Raw genomic sequence first — 18,079 nt, forward strand, 5'->3', positions numbered from 1 at the left:
CCATCGGCGCCGCGTCGTAGGGCGGCCGCCCGCCGCGGCTGCGGTCCGCCCGCGGCAGCGCCGCCTCGAGCTCCGCACGGAACGCCTCGAAATCCACCACGGCGCGCAGCCGTTCCAGCGGGCCGCCAGAGGCCGAGAGCCAGCGCAGACGCTCCTCCGCGTCGAACAAACGCGCCTGCCCCGCCATGCCGCGCCCCCGCCATCACCAGTCGAAGCGAATCAGATCACACCGCGTCGGGACCAGAGGTTTTTCGAGGCGTCCACCTGCCCTGCACCGCCATGAACCTCCGCCGCGCCGAACGCCTCCTCGCCTGACAGGCGACGCGCGTCCCCCGGCCTGCCGCCAGACACCGAAACCGAACACAAAGGCCGCTTCCAGGCCGCCCTCACACCTGCCTCACCCGATCGGGCGCGTTTCGCAGGGGTCTCCCCTGCCCGGCCCGCCGCCGCCGACCGGGCCACGCGGCCTTGCCGAACCGCCCCCCCGCCCCCTACTCTGCGCCCTGCCCCGGCGGCGCCCGCCGCCGGCGGAGTCCCGGGCGATGTCCGTCCCGGCGCGCGGCGCCGGCCGGGCCGCCGCGGCCGGGACCTTCGGCCTGGGTGAGCGCCGCCAGCGCGGCGCGGCCCGCGTTTTGCCGGATGTCTCCGACCGCCGCGCCGACGCGCCCCGCTCCGCCGGCACGGGACCTGCGGCGCGCACCGGAACAGCGCGCGCCGTCGCCGGCCCGCCTGCGCCTGCGATGCCGTCCGGCCGGAGCCGGGCGGCCCTCGCGAGGGCTCCCGGGGCAGTCGCCGAGGCGCACCAACCCCGGGCCGACGCCGCGCGCCCCTTGCGCGCGCAGCACCGGCCCACCGAACGAGGACGACGGAGCGCCGCCGCCGCATGCTGCAGACCGACGCGCCGCGCGACGCCACCCCGCCCCGCTCGGGCCTCGCCACCCCGATCCGCCGCCCGACCCTCCCGACCGCGGGACCCGGCGGCGCGGAGCAGACACCCCGATGACCAAGCGCATGCTGATCGACGCCCGCTACCCGGAGGAGACCCGGGTGGTGGTGATGGACGGCAACCGGCTGGAGGAGTTCGACCTCGAGACCGCGCACCGCCGCCCGCTCAAGGGCAACATCTACCTCGCCAAGGTGGTGCGGGTGGAGCCCAGCCTGCAGGCCGCGTTCGTGGACTACGGCGGCAACCGCCACGGCTTCCTCGCCTTCAGCGAGATCCATCCCGACTACTACCAGATTCCGGTCGCCGACCGGCAGCGCCTGCTCGAGATGCAGGCCGCCGAGGCCCGCGCCGAGGCCGAGGCCGAGGAGGAGGAGGCGCTGCGCGCCGAGGCCGGCCACGCCGAGGCGGCCGAAGGGAAGGCGGAAGCGGCGGAAGCGGAAGCAGAAGCGGAAGCGGCCGCCGCGGCGACGGGCGAGGCCGAGGCGACCGGCGCCGCCCCGGCCGGAGCGGCGCCCGCGGAGGCGCCTGCCGCCGCTCCCCCGCTCCCCGCCGGTGCCGCGCAGGCCGAGGCCGCGGGCGCCGCCGAACCGCCTGCCGAGGGCGCCGAAGCGCCGGCAGGCGCCGGCGGCCCCCCGGGCGCCACGCCGCCCGTCTCCGGCGCCATGCCGATGACCCGGACGGACGACCGCATCCGCGGGACCGTCCCGCCGGACGCCGCCGCCGAGGCCGCCGAAGACCACATGGCCCCGGCCGGCGCCGTCGAGACCGTCACGCTCGCGGGGACGACCGCCCCCGCCGCCGGGCCGGCCCCGTCCGTCCCGCCCGCCGCCGAGGCCCCCGCCGCCGAGGCTTCCGCGGCCGCGCCGGAGACCGCGGCCGAGGCCTTCCCGGCCGCCGCCGAGGCGGAGGCCGGGCGCGGCGGGGCGGGGGGCCGCCCCGCCGCGACGGCGGCGGGGGCGCCCCCCGGCGCCGGGGAGGGCGAGGCGGAGGGCGGCGCGCGCGACGACTCCGAATCCGAGCCCGCCGAGGAGCTGCCGCCGCCGCCCGAGACGCTCGGCGGCGAGGGCGCCGCCGCCGACGCCGAGGAGGAGGCGCGCCGCGAGCGCCGCATCCCGCCGCGCTTCCTCCGCCAGTACAAGATCCAGGAGGTCATCAAGCGCCGGCAGATCATGCTGGTGCAGGTCGTCAAGGAGGAGCGCGGCTCGAAGGGCGCGGCGCTGACGACCTACATCTCCCTCGCCGGCCGCTTCTCCGTGCTGATGCCGAACTCGCCGCGCGGCGGCGGCGTCTCGCGCAAGATCACCTCCGCCGCCGACCGCAAGCGGCTGCGCGAGATCATCGACGAGCTCGGCCTGCCGGAGGGGATGAGCCTCATCATCCGCACCGCCGGCGCCAACCGCCCCAAGGCCGAGATCAAGCGCGACTGCGAGTACCTGCTGCGCCTCTGGGACTCGATCCGCGAGCGCACGCTGCAGTCCACCGCCCCGGCGCTGATCTACGAGGAGGCGGACCTCATCAAGCGCTCGATCCGCGACGTCTACGGGCGCGACATCGAGGAGATCATCGTCGAGGGCGAGGACGCCTACCGCGAGGCGCGCGAGTTCATGCGCATGCTCATGCCGAGCCATGTGCGCAAGATCCAGCTCTACCGCGACCCGGTGCCGCTGTTCGTCCGCTACGGCGTGGAGCAGCAGCTCGAGGCGATGTATTCGCCGGTGGTGCAGCTCAAGTCGGGCGGCACCATCGTCATCCACCAGACCGAGGCGCTGGTCGCGATCGACGTGAACTCGGGCCGCGCCACCCGCGACCGGCACATCGAGGACACCGCGCTCAAGGTCAACCTCGAGGCCGCGGACGAGATCGCCCGCCAGCTCCGCCTGCGCGACCTCGCCGGGCTGATCGTGATCGACTTCATCGACATGGAGTCGGCGAAGCACGACGCCATGGTGGAGCGGCGCCTCAAGGAGGCGCTGAAGCACGACCGCGCGCGCATCCAGGTCGGCCGGATCAGCCATTTCGGCCTGCTCGAGATGAGCCGGCAGCGGCTGCGCCCCTCGCTCGCCGAGCATGCCTTCGTCACCTGCTCCTACTGCCAGGGCCGCGGCCAGGTGCGCAGCATCGAGAGCAGCGCGCTCGCCGTGCTGCGCGCGATCGAGGAGGAGGGCGCGAAGCGGCGCGCCGCCGAGATCGCCGTGCGCGTCGCGCAGCCGCTCGCGCTGTTCCTGCTCAACCGCCGCCGCGACCGGCTCGCCGCCATCGAGGCGCGCTACAACATGCGCGTGACGTTCGAGGTGGACGACACTCTGGTCCCGCCGGCGCTGCGCATCGAGCGCGTCCGGCCGCAGACCGCCGCGCTGCCGGGCGCCGAGTCGCCGGCGCCGAGCGCGGCGCTCCGCATGGACTACGCGCCCGAGCCGGAGGAAGCCGAGGAGGCCGCCGAGCCGGCCGCCGAGGAGGCGGCGCCCGAGGCGGCGGGCGAGGCCGCCCCGGCGGAGGCGGAGCCGGTCCGCGCGGCCGGCGAGGCCGAGGGCGAAGGGGCGAAGCGCCGGCGGCGGCGGCGGCGCCGGCGCAGCGGGCGGCGCGAGGAGGGCGGCGCGCCCCTCGCCGCCGAACGGGCGGCCGAAGGCGCGCCCGCCGAGCCTGGCGAGGAGGAGTACGAGGAGGAGCAGGCCGCAGCCGAGGCCACCGCGCCGGGCGAGGCGGAGCAGCCGGCGGCCGCCGCGGAGGAGGAGGCGGAAGGCCGGCCGGGCGAAGACGAGGAGGAGGGGGAGGAGCGGCGCAACGGCGGCCGCCGGCGCCGCGGCCGGCGCGGCGGCCGCCGTCGGCGCCCCGAGCTGGAGAGCGAGGCGGTGGCCCGCGGCCGGGCCGGGCCGGAGCGGCTCGCGTCCGAAGCCGCCGCCTCCGCTCCCCCGCCGGCCGTCGCGCAGCCCGCCGCGGCCCCGCCGGCGGCGCGGTATGGCGGCCCGACCCCGGCCGATCCCTTCGCGGGCCACATCGAGGACATCTACGAGGCGATGGCGGCCGCCGAGGCGGCTGCCGAGGCCGCGGCCGCGGCGCGCCGGGCTTCGCCGCCCGAGGCGTCCCCCGCCGCGCCGCAGAGCGCCCCGGAGGCCGCGGCAGCGGCCCCGTTCGCACCGCCCCCCGTCGCAGTGACGCCAGAGCCGGCTGCGCCCCCGGCGCCGCCCGCAGCCGGCCCCGCGGAAGCCCCGCCCGGGCTGCCCGCGCCCGCTACGCCCGCAGCGGCAGGCGGCGGCGAGACGGCGGCCGTGACGGCGCCGCCCCCCGCGGCCCCGCAGGAGCCGCGCATCGGGCCGCCGATCCTGCCCCGGCTGATCGACGAGGAGCCGCCCGAGGCGGCGGCGCAGCCGAAGCGGCGCGGCTACTGGCGGCGCTGACGCGCCGGCCCGCCCCCGCCGGGCGGGCCGGGGAACCGCCGGGGGGCGACCGGCCGCACCGCCGCCCGCCGGGTCCGGCGGGCGGCGCGGCAGCCTTCCGCCTCACGCCGCCAGGTCGAGGCCGAAGGCCTCGCGCAGCACCCGCGCGCCCTCCGGCGTCGGCGCCAGGCGCCGGCGGGCGAAGGGATCGTCCGCGCGCGGCGCCGCGCGGCGCAGCCAGCCCTGCCGCAGCAGCGCCTGTGCCAGCGCGCGCCCGAGTCCGCCGGCGAGATGCGGCCGCCGCTCCGACCAGTCCATGCAGTCGCAGGCGAAGCGCCGCGCCCGCCGGGCGGCATCGAGATCGAGACCGAGCGCGGCGAGGCGCTGCGCGCCCTCCCCGCTCAGGCGCCAGCCGCCGGGGGCGGGGACGAGCCAGGCGCCGGCGGTGAGACGCGCATGCAGCCCGACGCCGAGGCGGCCCGCCAGGTGGTCGTAGCAGAGCCGCGCGGTGCGGAAGGCCTCGCCATGCGGCCAGGCGCGGCGCCGGGGGGCGGCGCCGTCGGCGAGGGCGGCGAGGCAGCCGAGCGCCTCGAGCGCCGCCGCCACCTCCTCCGAGGCGAGGCGGTGGTAGCGGTGCCGCCCCTGCCGGTGCACCGCGACCAGCCCGCCGGCGAGGAGCTGCGCGAGGTGCCCGCTCGCGGTCGGCGGCGCGATGCCGGCGATGCGGGCGAGCTCGCCCGCGGTCAGCGCCTCGCCGCCGAGCAGGGCGTGCAACATGGCCGAGCGGGCCGGATCGGCGAGCAGGGCGGCGGTGGCGGTGAATCCGGCAAGGCTCGGCATCGCTCGGGCGCCTCCGGCGGGGGATGATCGGCCGCCAGCCTAGCGGTTCCGCGGCCGGGCCGCTTCGGCGGCGCGCGAAGCCGCACCGCGACCGCCGGTGCAGGCTTCCCGCCCGCAACGCCGGGCGCCCCCGGCGCGCGGGGGCGGCGCTGGTCACGCCGCGCATCCGGCGGCAGGCTCGGCCGCCAAGGGCAGGAGGGAGTGCGCATGATCGCCGTCATCTTCGAGGTCGAGCCCGCCGAGGGCCGCACCGACGAGTATCTCGACCACGCCGCCCGGCTGCGGCCGGAACTGGAGAGGATGCCGGGCTTCCTCTCGGTCGAGCGGTTCCGCAGCCTGAGCAATCCGGCGAAGCTGCTCTCGCTCTCCTTCTGGGAGGACGAGGCGGCGGTGGAGCGCTGGCGCAACCATGCGGCGCACCGCGCGGCGCAGGCGGCGGGGCGGGCTGGCGTCTTCGCCGGCTACCGGCTGCGCGTGGCCGCGGTGCTGCGCGACTACGGCATGACCGAGCGGCGCGAGCAGGCGCCGGCGGATTCGCGGGCGCGACACGGCGGGTGAGGCGGCCTCAGGCGCCGTCGTCCCTCTCCTCCGCGGCCCGCAGCACGCGCGGGCGGAACAGGTTGACGAACGGCGCACCGGGCGGCCGGGGGCGGCGCTACGGCCGCAGCCAGCGCCTGAGCCGCTCCGCCGCCTCCGCCATGTCCGCCTCCGGTCCGCAGTAGCTGAAGCGCACGAAGCGGCTGCCGCGCTCGCGGTCGAAGTCCACGCCCGGGGTCGCGGCGATGCCCGCCTCGCGCAGCATCCGCGCGCAGAATTCCGGGCTGTCGTTGGTCAGGTGGCCGACATCGGCCCAGAGGTAGAACGCGCCGTCCGCGGGCGAGAGCCGGTCGAGCCCCGCCGCCGGCAGCGCGCGCCGCAGCAGGTCGCGGTTGCGCCGGTAGCGGGCGCGGTTCTCCTCCAGCTCGGGGATGCAGTCGAAGGCGGCCTCGGCCGCCACCTGCGCGACGTGCGGGGCGCTGATGAACAGGTTCTGCGCCAGGCACTCGACCGGGCGGACCAGGTCCTCCGGCAGCACCATCCAGCCGACGCGCCAGCCGGTCATCGAGAAGTACTTGGAGAAGCTGTTCACCACCACGGCGGAGCCGGAGAACGCCGCCGCGCTGGCCTCCTTCGCCTCGCCGTAGACCAGCCCGTGGTAGATCTCGTCCGAGATCAGCCGCACGCCCTCCGCGTCGCACCAGCGGGCGATGGCGGCGAGTTCCTCCGGCGCCAGCATGGTGCCGGCGGGGTTGCAGGGGCTCGCGACGATCAGCCCGGCCGGGCGCGGGTCGAGCCGCTCCAGCATCGCCACCGTCGGCTGGAAGCGCGTCGCGGCGTCGCAGGGCAGCAGCAGCGGGCGCATGCCGAACGCGGTCAGGATGTTGGCGTAGGGCGGATAGAAGGGCGCGGCCATCGCCACCGCGTCGCCCGGATCGAAGGCGGCAAGGAAGGCGAGCGGGAAGGCGCCCGAGGCGCCGACCGTCACCGCGATCCGCGCCGGCGGCACGGCGAGCCCATAGCGCTCCGCGTAGTGGCGGGCGATGCGCTCGCGCAGGGAGCGCAGCCCGAAGGCCTCGGTGTAGCCGAGCGGCGTGCCCGAGCGCAGCGCGCGGATCGCCGCCTCCGCCGCGCCGCGCGGGGCGCCGGTGCCGGGCTGGCCGACCTCCATGCGGATCACGCCGGGGGCGCCGGGCGGCAGGGCGGCGGCGCGCGCGTTGGCGGCGGCGATCACGTCCATCACCAGGAAGGGCGGCGCCTCCGCCCCGCGGCCGACCTTCAGCGGCACGGCTGTTCCCTCCTCCGCCGGTGCGCGCGCGAACCGGCCGGCCAAGCGCGGCGCGAAGCCGCCCGGTCGCGCCGTCCTCCCTGCCGCCCGGCGCCGCCCCGGCGCAGGGGCGGAGCGGCGCGCAGGCCCGGCCCCGCCGCCCTCAACGCTCCGCGCCGCCGAACGCCGCGCCGGCGCCGCGCGGGTCGCTCGCCGCGGCGCAGGACTCGGGGCGCCCGGGCAGGTAGCGGGCGCAGCCGATCGCCACCACCCGCGCCGGCTCCGGCGCCGCGGTGATCGCCTCGGCCGGCGCGGCGCCTTGCAGGATGCGCGCCATGGTCGCCGCCGCCGCCAACGGCGCTGCCTGCTGGCCGCTCGCCGCCACCGCAGCGCGGAAGGCGCGCAGGCTGGCGTTGCTCGCCAGCGTCGCGGCGAGCGGCGCCGGCGCCACCGCCCCCTGGTTCGGCGCCGCGGCGAGCAGGATGCCCGTGCCCTGGGCCACCCGTCCGGTGCCGAACAGGTTGTTCATGCTGAAGGCGCAGGCCACCGCCCCGCCGTCGCGGTCGAGCGTCACCAGCGCGGTGCTGGCGCCGAGGCCCCCGCCGCCGTCCGCCGGCCCGCCGACGAGGATCCGCGCCGGATCCCCGCCGCCCCGCTGCCAGGCCTGCGCCACCGCGCCGCGCCCGCCATCCGCCTCGGGCGGCAGGAAGGCCACCGTGTCGTTCCCGGCCCGCACCTGCGGCGCGGCGAGGACCTGCGGCACCCCCTCGCGCAGCTCGGGCAGGGTCAGTCCGCCGCCCGCGCGCGCCGAGGCCTCCGCCAGCCGGCGCGCCAGCGCGCCCTGGTAGAGGTCGCCGACGCCCGAGATGCGCAGCGTCGTCAGCGTCGCGGCGAGATCCGGCTGCACCAGCCGGTCGCCCTCGGCGAGCGGCGCTCCGTCCGGCCGCGCGAACACCGCGCGCGCGCCCGGATCGGCGAAGAGCGGCCCCTGCACCGCGGCGAGGTCCCGCGCCAGCGCGCGGCTGACCGGGGTGCCGAGCCGGGCGAGCCGCTCGGCCTCGGCGAGCAGCTCCTCGAAGGGCCGCCGGCCGCCGCGGGTGTGCAGCGCGAACAGGCCGCGGGCGAGCATCGGCACCGCCGCCGGGCGGTCGGTGCCGGGCGGCAGCGCGGCGGTGCGCCCGCCGGCCGGGAACACCACCGCCTCCACCCCGCCGCCCCGGCGGCCGGGTTCGAACACCAGGCAGGCGCCGCCGCCGCCGAGCCCGGCACGCGAGGGCAGGGTCACGGCGAGGGTCAGGCCCGCCGCCACCGCGGCATCGGTCGCCGAGCCGCCGGCCGAGAGCACCTCCCGCGCCACCAGCGCGGCGCGCGGCTCCTCCGCCGCCACGCCGCCGAGGAAGCCGCGCACATAGCCGGGCTGGCCCGGCTGCGGCCCGGCGCCGAGGCGCGGCACCAGCGACTCGACGGCGGAACAGCCGGGCGCCAGGGCCAGGGCGAGCAGCCCGGCCAGTGCCGCCCCGGCTGGCCCGCAGGGCCACCGGCGGGCTAGGGTGGGCGCCATGAAGCGCCTGCCGTTGCGCGCCCTCGTCGCGGCGCTGCTCGTGCTCTGCCACATCCTGACGGTCCTGGCCCTTCCCTGGCGCGCCCTGGCGCAGCAGGGCCCGGCGGGCCCGCCGATCGTCACCATCCGGGACGCGGAGACGGAGTCGCTGATCCGCAGCATCGCCGACCCCCTGTTCCGCGCCGCCGGCGTGGACCCCGCCCTGGTGCGCATCACCCTGATCCAGAACCGGGCCATAAACGCCTTCGTGACGACCGGCAACCGGCTGTTCATCCACACCGGCCTGATCCAGCAGGCCTCGGGCGCGAGCGAGCTGGTCGGCGTGCTGGCGCACGAGACCGGCCACATCGCCGGCGGCCACCTCGCGCGGCTTCCCGAGCAGATGCGCGCGGCGATGCTCCGCTCGATCGCCGCGATGCTGCTCGGCGGCGCCGCGGCGGCGGCGAGCGGGCGCGGCGACGCCGCGGCCGCCATCGCCCTCGGCGGCCAGGCCATGGCGATGGGGGAGTTCTACGCCTTCTCCCGCCAGCAGGAGCAGGCGGCGGACCAGGCGGCGATCACCCTGCTCGAGCGCAACGGCTGGTCGCCGCGCGGGCTGGAGCGGCTGCTGACCCGGATGCAGGACCAGGAGCTGCTCTCCGTCGCCCGCCAGGACCCCTATCTCCGCACCCACCCGCTCTCGCGCGACCGGCTCGAGTTCGTGCGCGAGCAGCTCGCCCGCGGCCGCCACGCCGACGCGCCGCTGCCGCCCGCGATCGAGACCGGCTTCGCCATGGTGCGGGCCAAGCTCGACGGGTTCCTCGAGAGCGGCGCCGTCGTCTGGCGGCGCTACCCGGAGAGCGACCGCTCCGCCCCGGCCCGCTACGCCCGCGCGATCCAGTATTTCCGCGCCGGCCGCATCGGCGAGGCGGCGGCCCTGCTCGACGAGCTGATCCGCGAGCAGCCCGCGAGCCCCTGGCTGCACGAGATGAAAGGCCAGGTGCTGTTCGAGGGCGGCCGACCGCGCGAGGCGATCCCCGCCTATCGCGAGGCGGCGCGGCTCGCCCCAGCCCAGGCGCTGATCCGCATGGCCTACGGCCGGGCGCTGATGGAGACCGGCGATCCCGCGCTGCTGCGCCCGGCGATCGAGGAGCTGGAGGCGAGCCTGCGCCTCGAGCGCGATTCGGCCTTCGCCTGGCGTCAGCTCGGCCTCGCCCGCGGGCGGGCGGGACAGACGGCGCTCGCCGATCTCGCGCTCGCCGAGGCCGCGATCCTGGAGGGCGACTACCCGGCGGCGCGGATGCTGGCGCGCCGGGCGGAGCAGGCGCTGCCGCCCGGTCCGGCCCGGCTGCGTGCGACGGACCTGCGCGAGGCGGCGCGACGCGACAACATGACGCGCGAGGAGCGCGAACTCGAGGACCGGCTGCGGCGCGAGCGGCAGGAGCGGCAGCGGTGAGGCGGGCCCCGATGCGCGTCGCCGCCGCCGCGGCGCTGCTCCTCGCCGCCGGCGCGCCGGCCCGGGGCCAGGGCGGCGGCCCCTCCTTCACCCCCGAGCAGCGCGAGGAGATCGTCGGCATCCTGCGCGAGGCGCTGCGCCGGGACCCCTCGATCCTGCGCGACGCCCTGATCGCGCTGGAGGAGGCGGAGACGCGCGCGCGCGGCGACCGCGCGCGGGAGGCGATCGCGCGCCACGCCGAGGCGCTGTTCCGCGACCCGGCCGACCCGGTGAAGGGCAACCCGCAGGGCGACGTCACCCTGGTCGAGTTCTTCGACGTGCGCTGCAGCTTCTGCCGCCAGCTCCACCCGGCGCTCGAGGAGTTGCTGCGGCGCGACCGCGCCCTGCGGCTGGTGCTCAAGGACCTGCCGATCCTCGGCCCGAACAGCGTGCTCGCGGCGCGGGCGCTGCTCGCGGCGCAGCGGCAGGGGAAGTATGCGGAGCTCCAGGACGCGCTGCTGCGCCTGCGCGGCGACACCACCGAGGGCGTGCTGCGGGCGCAGGCGGAGCGCCTCGGCCTCGACTGGGCGCGGCTGCGGCGCGAGATGGACGATCCCGCGATCCAGCGGCGGATCGAGGCCAATCTGCGCCTCGCCCAGGCGCTCGGCATCGAGGGCACGCCGGCGCTGGTGATCGGCGAGCAGGTGGTCCCGGGCGCCGTTGACCTGCCGACGCTCGAGCGGTTGGTGGCCGCGGCGCGGGAGGCGGCCGCGGCGCGGCGGTAGCGGGGCCGGGCGCGGCCGAGGCGAGCCGGCCCCGGGCGCGCGGACCGGCTCGCCGGCGCCGGCGCGCGCCTAGGGCGCGACGAAGCCGATCGCGCGGTGGCTGCCGTCGCAATAGGGCGCCTTCTTCGACTCCCCGCAGCGGCAGAAGACGCCCTGGGTCAGTCGCTCGATCACCTCGCCCTTCGCGTTCAGCAGCGCGAACGGGCCGGTGATCCGGTTCGGGCCGTTCGGCCGGGGCTCGATCTCGAGCGGCCCCTCCCCGGCCGCCGCCGCGGCCTCGCCGCGCGGCGCGCAGTCGCCCGGCAGCGGCCGGCCGGCGCTGCGGTGGCTGCCGTCGCAGTGCGGCTTGTTCTGCGACCGGCCGCAGCGGCACAGCCAGGCCTCGCTGCCGATCGGCTCGCCCCGCAGGCGCAGTTCGCCGCGCAGCTCGAGCGGCCCGTCGGCGAGCAGCCGCACGGTGTTGCGCGGCGGCGGTGCGGTGGTGGCGGCGCTCATCGGCATCCCCTCCTGCTGCGGTGCGGCCCTCACGCCGCCATCAGATCGCGCCCGCCGGCGCCTGGGAAGAGGCCGCCCACTCCGGCTCGCGCCACGCCGCCTCCGGGTCGAGCGGCCAGAGCGGGCGCGGCAGGCGCCGCCACGGGAAGCGCGCCAGCACCGGGCTGGTCAGCCCCGGCGCGTCCACCTCGAAGATCCGCTCGTCGGGGAAGAACTCGTCGAAGCCGGCGCGGAAATGGCCGCGCGACTTCACCACCACCGTGCGCGCCTCCGGGATGCCGATGCCGAACATCTCCAGCATCCGCGGATCGAGGCACTGCCGCCGCAGGCTGCCCACCACGACGCGCAGGCCGCTCTCCGCGAGCTCCAGCAGCGCCGAGGGACCGAGGTCGAAGGCGCGCCCGGCGACGGTGCCGCGCCGGCCCACGCCCTTGCCGTCGGAAAGCCGTAGCACCCGCGCCGGCGCCGCGAAGCGGCGCGAGAATTGCGACTCGACGCGGTTGAACACCGCCGCGAAGCGCGCGCCCTCGCCCAGGCCATGCGCCTCCGCCGCCAGCGCGGGGTCCACGAACACGCCGAGCACGACCCCCGGCGCGCGCGCCTCGTGCAGGGCGGAGAGCAGCCAGGCGGTGTTGCCGCGCCCGCCGCCGCCGGGATTGTCGCCGGAATCGGCGAGCAGCGCCGGCGGCTGCTCGCCCCGCCCGGCGGCGAGCGCGATCCCGACCGCCTCGGCGAGCGGGAGCAGCCGCCGCGTGTGCCGCCCGCGCTCGGCCCAGGCGCGGCGGGCCAGCGCCAGCGCGGCGCGGCGGGCGCGCGCGAGGTCGCCGCCGCGCGCCGTCACCGTCACCGCCATCCCGCATTTCGGCAGGTCGGAATAGACGAAGCCGCCGGTGACGGAGGCGCTGGCGATGCCGGGGTCGTCGCGCATCAGCGCCTCGGCGTCGCGGACCAGGTCGGCATAGGGCCCTTCCCCGGTGAGCAGCGTCACCGTCGGCGGCGCCAGCGGCAGGCGGAGGAAGGCCGTCGCGAAGCGCTCGCCCGCGAGCAGGGCGCGCAGCAGGTCGGCGGCCTCGGCCGCCCGTGCCGCCTGGTCCACGTGCGGGTTGGTGCGGTAGGCGACGAAGGCGTCGAGCGCCGCGATCATGCGCCCGCTCACATTGCAGTGAAGGTCGTGGGTGCAGACCACCGGCACGGCGGGGCCGACGATCCGGCGCACCATCGCGGCGAGCGTGCCGTCGCTGTCCTCGTCCCCCGTCGCGCTGCTCGCGCCGTGGCTCGCGATGTAGACGCCCTCCAGCGGCAGCGCGGCGGCGAGCCCGCGCCGCATCTCGTCGAGGAGGTCGAGGAACACCGCCTGCTCGATCGGCCCGCCGGGCGGCGCGGCGGCGATCAGCACCGGCGCCGGAATCCAGGGCCCGGTCGCGTCCATGCGCCGGTAGAAGCCCGGAACCTCGAGCGGCAGGTGGCTCGTCGCCGCGCGGGCGAGCGCGCTGATCCGCTCGCCGCGCTCGAGGCAGAGGCGGGCGAAGTCCTCGCGGGTGGTGGGCGGGGCGAAGGCGTTGGCCTCGAGATGCAGGCCGAGGATCGCGATGCGCGGCGCCGGTCCCGCCTGCGCGTGGGTCGTGACGCTCATGGCCGCCCCCTCTCCTGCCGGATTGCCGGTCGCCGCGGCCCGTATAGACTGGGCAGGGGGAGGTCGGCGATGGCAGTTCCCGTCGGATCGCCGGCTGCAAGGGCCGGCTGCGAACCGGCGTCGCGCGGCGCGCGCCGCGGCGGCGCGCGCTGCCGCGGCGCGGCGCGGGGCTGACCGGGACCGCACGCCGCATGGAGAGCGGGCAGCCTCCCCCGGCGGCGATGCCGCAGCCGCTGCCGTGCACCGAGGTGCGCATCCCGGTGCCCGAGCTCGGCCCCTGGCGCGAAGGCAATACCGGGCTGCCCGGCGTGTGGAGCTTCGCCGCCGCCGCGCCGGGGCCGCACCTCGCGGTGGTCGCGCTGACCCACGGCAACGAGATCGCCGGCGCGCACCTGCTTCTGCGCTGGCTGCGCGCCGGCCTGCGGCCGGTGCGCGGGCGGCTCAGCCTGGTGTTCGCCAATCTCGACGCCTTCGCGCGCTTCGATCCCGCCGATCCGACGGCGAGCCGCTTCCTCGACGAGGACATGAACCGGCTGTGGAGCGTCGAGCAGCTCGAGCGCGCGGTGGCGCGGCCCTCCTCCGAGCTGCGCCGCGCCCGCGCGCTGCGGCCGGTCTTCGACGCGGCCGACGTGGTGCTCGACCTGCACTCCATGCTGTGGCCCTCCGATCCGCTGATCCTGAGCGGGACGACGGACCGCGCCGCGCGGCTCGCCCTCGCGATCGGCCTGCCGCCGCTGGTGGTGGCCGACGAGGGGCACGCCGGCGGGCGGCGGCTGATCGACTACCCCCGCTTCGCCGATCCCCGGGCGAAGGCCATCGCGCTGCTGCTCGAGGCCGGGCCGCACTGGGAGCCGGAGACGGTGGAGACCGCGGCGGCGGCGGCCGGGCGGCTGCTCGGCCTGCTCGGCCTCGCCAGGCCGGAGCCCGCCGAGGCGGGCGCGGCGGCGCCGGCGCGGCCGCGCCTCGCGCGGGTGACCCGCGCCGTGACCGCCGCGAGCGCCGGCTTCGCCTTCCTGCGCGAGTTCCGCGGCGGCGAGGTGATCGCCCGGCGCAACACGCTGATCGCGCTCGACGGCGAGGAGGAGATCCGCACGCCCCACGACGACTGCCTGCTGGTGATGCCGAGCCCGCGCCCCATGCGCGGCCACACCGCGGTGCGGCTGGCGCGGTTCGTGGACGCCCCGCCGCCGGCCCGCCCCGGGGAGCCGGGGCACGGCCCGTGAGGCTCGGCCTGTAAGGCGCGGCGCGCCGCGCCCATATCGGCGCCGCGATGGAAACCCCGCCCGGCCTGGTCGCGGCCGAACCGCTGATCCGCCTCGCCGCCTTCGCCGGCGTGCTGCTGCTCTGCGCGGCGGGCGAGGCGCTCGCCCCCTGGCGCCGCCCGCGGCTGCCGCGCCGCGCCCGCTGGCCCGGCAACCTCGGCCTGGTGGCGCTCGACGGCCTGCTGCTGCGCGTGCTCTTTCCGACCGCGGCGATCGGCGCGGCGCTCGTCGCCGAGGCGCAGGGGACGGGCCTGCTGCGCCGGCTCGGCGCGCCCGGCTGGCTCGCGGTGCCGGCCGCGGTGGTGCTGCTCGACCTCGCGATCTACCTGCAGCACCGCGTCTTCCACGCGGTGCCGGCGCTGTGGCGGCTGCACCGCGTGCACCACGCCGATCCGGAGCTCGACGCCACCACGGGGCTGCGCTTCCACCCGATCGAGATCCTGCTCTCGATGGCGATCAAGATCGCGGTCGTGTCCGCGCTCGGCGCGCCGGCGGTCGCGGTGCTGCTGTTCGAGGTTCTGCTCAACGCGGGCGCGCTGTTCAGCCACGCCAACCTCGCCCTGCCGGGCCGGCTCGACGCGGCGCTGCGCCTGGTGCTGGTGACGCCGGGGATGCACCGGGTGCACCACTCCGTCGTGCCGGCGGAGACGGACTGCAATTTCGGCTTCTGCCTGTCCTGGTGGGACCGGCTGTTCTGCACCTACCGCGCCGCGCCGGCGGCGGGGGAGGAGCGGATGACGGTCGGGCTCGCGGTCTTCCGCGATCCGGCCGAGCTGCGGCTCGACCGGCTGCTGACGCAGCCCTTCCGCGGCGGGACGGTGCCGCCGCGGCGCGGCTGAGGCGCACGCGGCGGGAGCGCCGCGCCCTCCCGCCGGGGCAGGACGCGCCCTCCGCGCCGCCGGGCGGAAGGGCCGCTGTCGGCCGCGCCGGCCCGGAGACAGGCACCGCCTCGTCCCTCCGGAAGCATCACCAGGTCTTGAAATCAATATTCCAAGAACCGTCCGGAATTTTTATTCTCGTAAATTTGTTCCAGGTTTTGGTTTTTCCGGGTCATTCTCGGGCACGCGATCCAGACCGGGCCGCGATCGGGAAAGAAACGTGCACGAACTCGCGAAGTCTTGCGGTCCGCCGGCGGGCTCCGGCGGCCGGGCGCGCCCGCGCCGCGCCGGGAAGGGTCCGCACCCCGGCCAGGAGGCCGCGCCGGTTCCGCCGCGGCCGCCGCGCCGCGCCTTCCGGAACGGAGACGGGACATGACCACCGCTGCGGACGTGACGGTGATCGGCGCCGGCCCCTACGGGCTGTCGGTCGCAGCGCACCTGCGGGCGCTCGGCGTGGACCACCGGATCCTCGGCCGCCCGATGGAGACGTGGCGGCGCAACATGCCCGAGGGCATGCTGCTCAAGTCGGCCGGCTTCGCGTCGAACCTCTCCGACCCGGAGCGCGCCTTCACCCTCCGCGCGTTCTGCCGGCAGAACGGCCTCCCCTACGAGGAGCTCGACCTGCCGGTCCCGCTCGAGACCTTCTGCCGGTACGGCCTCGCGTTCCAGGAGCGCTTCGTGCCGCACCTCGAGGAGGACACCGTGGCCGCCCTCGCTGCGGCCGCCGACGGCTTCGAGGTGCGCACCGCGCGCGGCGAGGCGTTCCGGACGCGGCGGGTCGTGCTCGCGGTCGGGATCGGCCACTTCCGCCACGTCCCCGAGACGCTCGCCCATCTCGGCCCGGACCGCGTGTCGCACAGCGCCGACCACCGGGACCTGCGGCGCTTCAAGGGCCAGCGCCTGGCCGTGATCGGCGCCGGCTCCTCGGCGATCGAACTCGCGACCCTGGCGCACGAGGCGGGAGCGGCGGTGCGGCTGATCGCGCGCCGCCAGGCGCTCGGCTTCGATTCGCCCTGGGGCGGCGGGGCGGGCCCCAGGCCCTGGCACCGGCGCCTGTACCGGCGCCTCCGCTGGCCGGTGTCGGAGCTGGGGCCGGGCTGGACGAAGAAGGCGGCGGTGGAGCTTCCCTGGCTCTACCGCTTCCTGCCGGACCGGCACCGCCTCCGCATCGCGCGGACCTTCCTCGGCCCGTCCGGGGGCTGGCCCCTGCGGGAGCGGGCGGCGACGCTCCCGCGCTGGCTGGGATGCACCGTGCAAGAGGCCCGGGCCGGCGCATCCGGCGTAGACCTGTGCCTGCTGGCCGGCGACGGCAGCACCCGGCGCCTGCAGGTGGACCACGTGATCGCCGCCACCGGCTACAGCCCCGACGTGCACCGCCTGCCGTTCCTCGGCCCGGACATCCTCGGGCGGATGGCCCTGATCGGCAGGACGCCGCGGCTGTCGGCCGACTTCGAGTCCTCGGTCCCGGGGCTGTATGTCGTGGGGGCCGCGGCGGCGACGACCTTCGGGCCGCTCATGCGGTTCGCCGCGGGCGCCGACTTCGCGGCGCGGCAGGTGTCGGGGCACCTGGCGGCGCTGGCGCGAGCGCGGCCGGGCGCCGCGACGGCCTTCCGGCGCAGGACCGCGTGGTCGTCCGCCTCGGGGTGACCGGCACCCGGCCCCCGCAGCGGACGCAAGGCGCGGCACCGTCCGGCACGATGCTCCCGCGGACCGGCGCCCCCGGCGGCCCGGCGCCGGTCGCGGTCGTCCTCGGCGGCGGCGTCAACGGCCTCGGCGTCGTGCGCAGTCTCGCCCGGGCCGGCATCCGTCCGCTGCTCGTCACCCTCGGCCGCGACGAGGCGGCGGCGTCGCGCTACTGCCGCCCCGTCCGGGCGAGCACCTTCGACGGCGAGCCCTTCGTCGCCGAGCTGCTCCGGCTGCGGGAGCGCCTGTCCCGGGACGCCGTCCTGATCTGCGCCGACGATCGCCCCCTGCTCACCGTGTCGCGGCACCGCGACCGCCTCGCCCCCCACTTCCGGTTCGCCCTGCCCGCCCACGAATTGCTGGAAGCGCTGACGCGCAAGCTGCCGTTCTTCCGGATGGCGCGGGCGGGCGGCTTCGCCGTCGCCGAGACCCTGCTGCTGCAGCGGCACGCCGACCTCCGCCGCCTGCACGACCTGCGGCCGCCGCTGTGCGTCAAGCCCAACGGCCGCTCGCCGGACTACGACGGCGCCTTCGCGAAGGCCTACCGGGTGGCGGGCCGGCAGGAGGCGCAGGACCTCTGCCGCCGCATCCTCGACCGGGCCGGCGAGGTCGTGGTCCAGGAATGGATCGAGGGCGCGAACGATGCGATCTGCTTCGTGCTCTGCTGCCTCGGCGCTCCCGCGCCGGTCGTCTTCACCGGCCGCAAGGGCCGGTCCTGGCCGGCGCAGGTGGGCACCACGGCCAGCTGCTGGGCGGCGCCCGAGGTGGCGGAGGAGCTGGAGGCGGCGACGCTCGGCTTCTTCCGCCACGCCGGGGTCGCCGAGGGCCTGGCCGGCATGGAGTTCAAGCGCGACGCCCGGGACGGGCGCTTCTACATGGTCGAGCCCACGGTGGGCCGGGCGGACGGCCAGGAGGAGATCGCCGCCCTGTGCGGAATCAACCTCTGCCACGTCGCCTACTGCGATGCCGCCGGGCTGCCGCGGCCGCGCCTGAGGCTCGACCCCGCCCATGTCTGGCGGGACGAGTTCACCGATTTCCGGGCCGCGCGCGCGCTCGGCACCGCGTGCGCCTACCCGCCCGGGCATCGCATCCACAACGCCTTCTGGCGCTGGCACGACCCGCTCCCGGCCCTGCGCGCCGCCGCCCGCAGGGCGCGGAACGCCGCGCGCCGCCTGCTGGGACCCCGCGTCTCCGCGCCATCGGCCGGCGCCTGAGCGGGACCGCCGCCCCTCCGCCGACGGGGCCGGCCTTCCGGCATCGCGCCGGGGGACGCGATTCTCGCCGGAGCCCCCTGCGAAACGCCTTGCTGAGCGGCTGATGGCTGATTCGCTGAGCCTCGCGAAGGCTGAGGCGAGGCGGGGATGGGTCAGCGGCGGATCGGACAGGGGAGCCTGGCGGAGGCGC

Annotated in this window: 13 protein-coding genes and 1 pseudogene; 8 read left to right on the forward strand and 6 right to left on the reverse strand. The window is 77.7% G+C overall.

Going from position 1 to position 18,079, the window contains the following annotated elements:
• A pseudogene (locus tag K1J50_RS16510) lies at positions 1-187 on the reverse strand (IS5/IS1182 family transposase); the annotation flags it as partial.
• Between the two features lie 812 nt (positions 188-999).
• Here K1J50_RS16510 and K1J50_RS16520 point away from each other — a divergent pair.
• Entirely contained in the window at positions 1,000-4,341 is a 3,342-nt protein-coding gene (locus K1J50_RS16520) for an Rne/Rng family ribonuclease (RefSeq protein ID WP_255575381.1), read from the forward strand.
• 102 nt (positions 4,342-4,443) lie between these two features.
• Here K1J50_RS16520 and K1J50_RS16525 read toward each other — a convergent pair whose 3' ends face one another.
• Complete coding sequence (locus tag K1J50_RS16525; RefSeq protein ID WP_220118868.1) at positions 4,444-5,160, reverse strand: ArsR/SmtB family transcription factor; 717 nt, start codon at positions 5,158-5,160, stop codon at positions 4,444-4,446.
• A gap of 207 nt (positions 5,161-5,367) precedes the next feature.
• On the opposite strand from K1J50_RS16525, the gene K1J50_RS16530 reads away from it, so the two are divergent.
• Positions 5,368-5,718, forward strand: a complete 351-nt coding sequence (locus K1J50_RS16530; protein ID WP_220118869.1) for an antibiotic biosynthesis monooxygenase family protein — start codon at positions 5,368-5,370, stop codon at positions 5,716-5,718.
• Between the two features lie 97 nt (positions 5,719-5,815).
• Here K1J50_RS16530 and K1J50_RS16535 read toward each other — a convergent pair whose 3' ends face one another.
• Positions 5,816-6,985 carry a pyridoxal phosphate-dependent aminotransferase gene (locus K1J50_RS16535; RefSeq protein ID WP_220118870.1) on the reverse strand — a complete coding sequence of 390 codons (1,170 nt, stop codon included), beginning with the start codon at positions 6,983-6,985 and terminating at the stop codon, positions 5,816-5,818.
• 142 nt (positions 6,986-7,127) lie between these two features.
• Positions 7,128-8,525, reverse strand: a complete 1,398-nt coding sequence (locus K1J50_RS16540; RefSeq protein ID WP_220118871.1) for a gamma-glutamyltransferase — start codon at positions 8,523-8,525, stop codon at positions 7,128-7,130.
• Between K1J50_RS16540 and K1J50_RS16545 the strand changes: the two genes are divergently transcribed.
• Together K1J50_RS16545 and K1J50_RS16550 are read left to right on the forward strand one after the other, a co-directional pair.
• Positions 8,524-9,960, forward strand: coding sequence for a M48 family metalloprotease (locus tag K1J50_RS16545; protein WP_220118872.1), 1,437 nt, complete (start codon positions 8,524-8,526; stop codon positions 9,958-9,960). The genes K1J50_RS16540 and K1J50_RS16545 overlap by 2 nt on opposite strands.
• On the forward strand, positions 9,957-10,724 hold the full coding sequence (locus K1J50_RS16550) for a DsbA family protein (protein ID WP_369413632.1): 768 nt from the start codon (positions 9,957-9,959) through the stop codon (positions 10,722-10,724). The genes K1J50_RS16545 and K1J50_RS16550 overlap by 4 nt, the downstream gene beginning before the upstream one ends.
• Before the next feature lie 69 nt (positions 10,725-10,793).
• On the opposite strand, the gene K1J50_RS16555 is transcribed toward K1J50_RS16550, so the two are convergent.
• Together K1J50_RS16555 and K1J50_RS16560 are read right to left on the reverse strand one after the other, a co-directional pair.
• Positions 10,794-11,219, reverse strand: coding sequence for a CDGSH iron-sulfur domain-containing protein (locus K1J50_RS16555; protein WP_220118873.1), 426 nt, complete (start codon positions 11,217-11,219; stop codon positions 10,794-10,796).
• A 40-nt stretch (positions 11,220-11,259) separates the two neighbouring features.
• Positions 11,260-12,852 (reverse strand): M81 family metallopeptidase, encoded by a 1,593-nt coding sequence (locus K1J50_RS16560; protein WP_220118874.1) that lies wholly within the window; start codon positions 12,850-12,852, stop codon positions 11,260-11,262.
• 191 nt (positions 12,853-13,043) lie between these two features.
• On the opposite strand from K1J50_RS16560, the gene K1J50_RS16565 reads away from it, so the two are divergent.
• The 4 genes from K1J50_RS16565 to K1J50_RS16580 all read left to right on the forward strand — a co-directional run bounded on the left by K1J50_RS16565 (position 13,044) and on the right by K1J50_RS16580 (position 17,889).
• A complete protein-coding gene (locus tag K1J50_RS16565) occupies positions 13,044-14,075 on the forward strand; it encodes a M14 family metallopeptidase (RefSeq protein WP_220118875.1) in 1,032 nt (343 codons plus the stop codon).
• Positions 14,076-14,122: 47 nt separating this feature from the next.
• Positions 14,123-14,953, forward strand: coding sequence for a sterol desaturase family protein (locus K1J50_RS16570; RefSeq protein ID WP_220118876.1), 831 nt, complete (start codon positions 14,123-14,125; stop codon positions 14,951-14,953).
• Between the two features lie 411 nt (positions 14,954-15,364).
• Positions 15,365-16,639, forward strand: coding sequence for an NAD(P)-binding domain-containing protein (locus tag K1J50_RS16575; protein WP_220118877.1), 1,275 nt, complete (start codon positions 15,365-15,367; stop codon positions 16,637-16,639).
• Positions 16,640-16,689: 50 nt separating this feature from the next.
• Entirely contained in the window at positions 16,690-17,889 is a 1,200-nt protein-coding gene (locus tag K1J50_RS16580) for a carboxylate--amine ligase (protein WP_220118878.1), read from the forward strand.
• Positions 17,890-18,079: the final 190 nt, after the last annotated feature.

The organism is Caldovatus aquaticus (assembly GCF_019458025.1).
GTDB classification, from domain to species: Bacteria; Pseudomonadota; Alphaproteobacteria; order Acetobacterales; family Acetobacteraceae; genus Caldovatus; species Caldovatus aquaticus.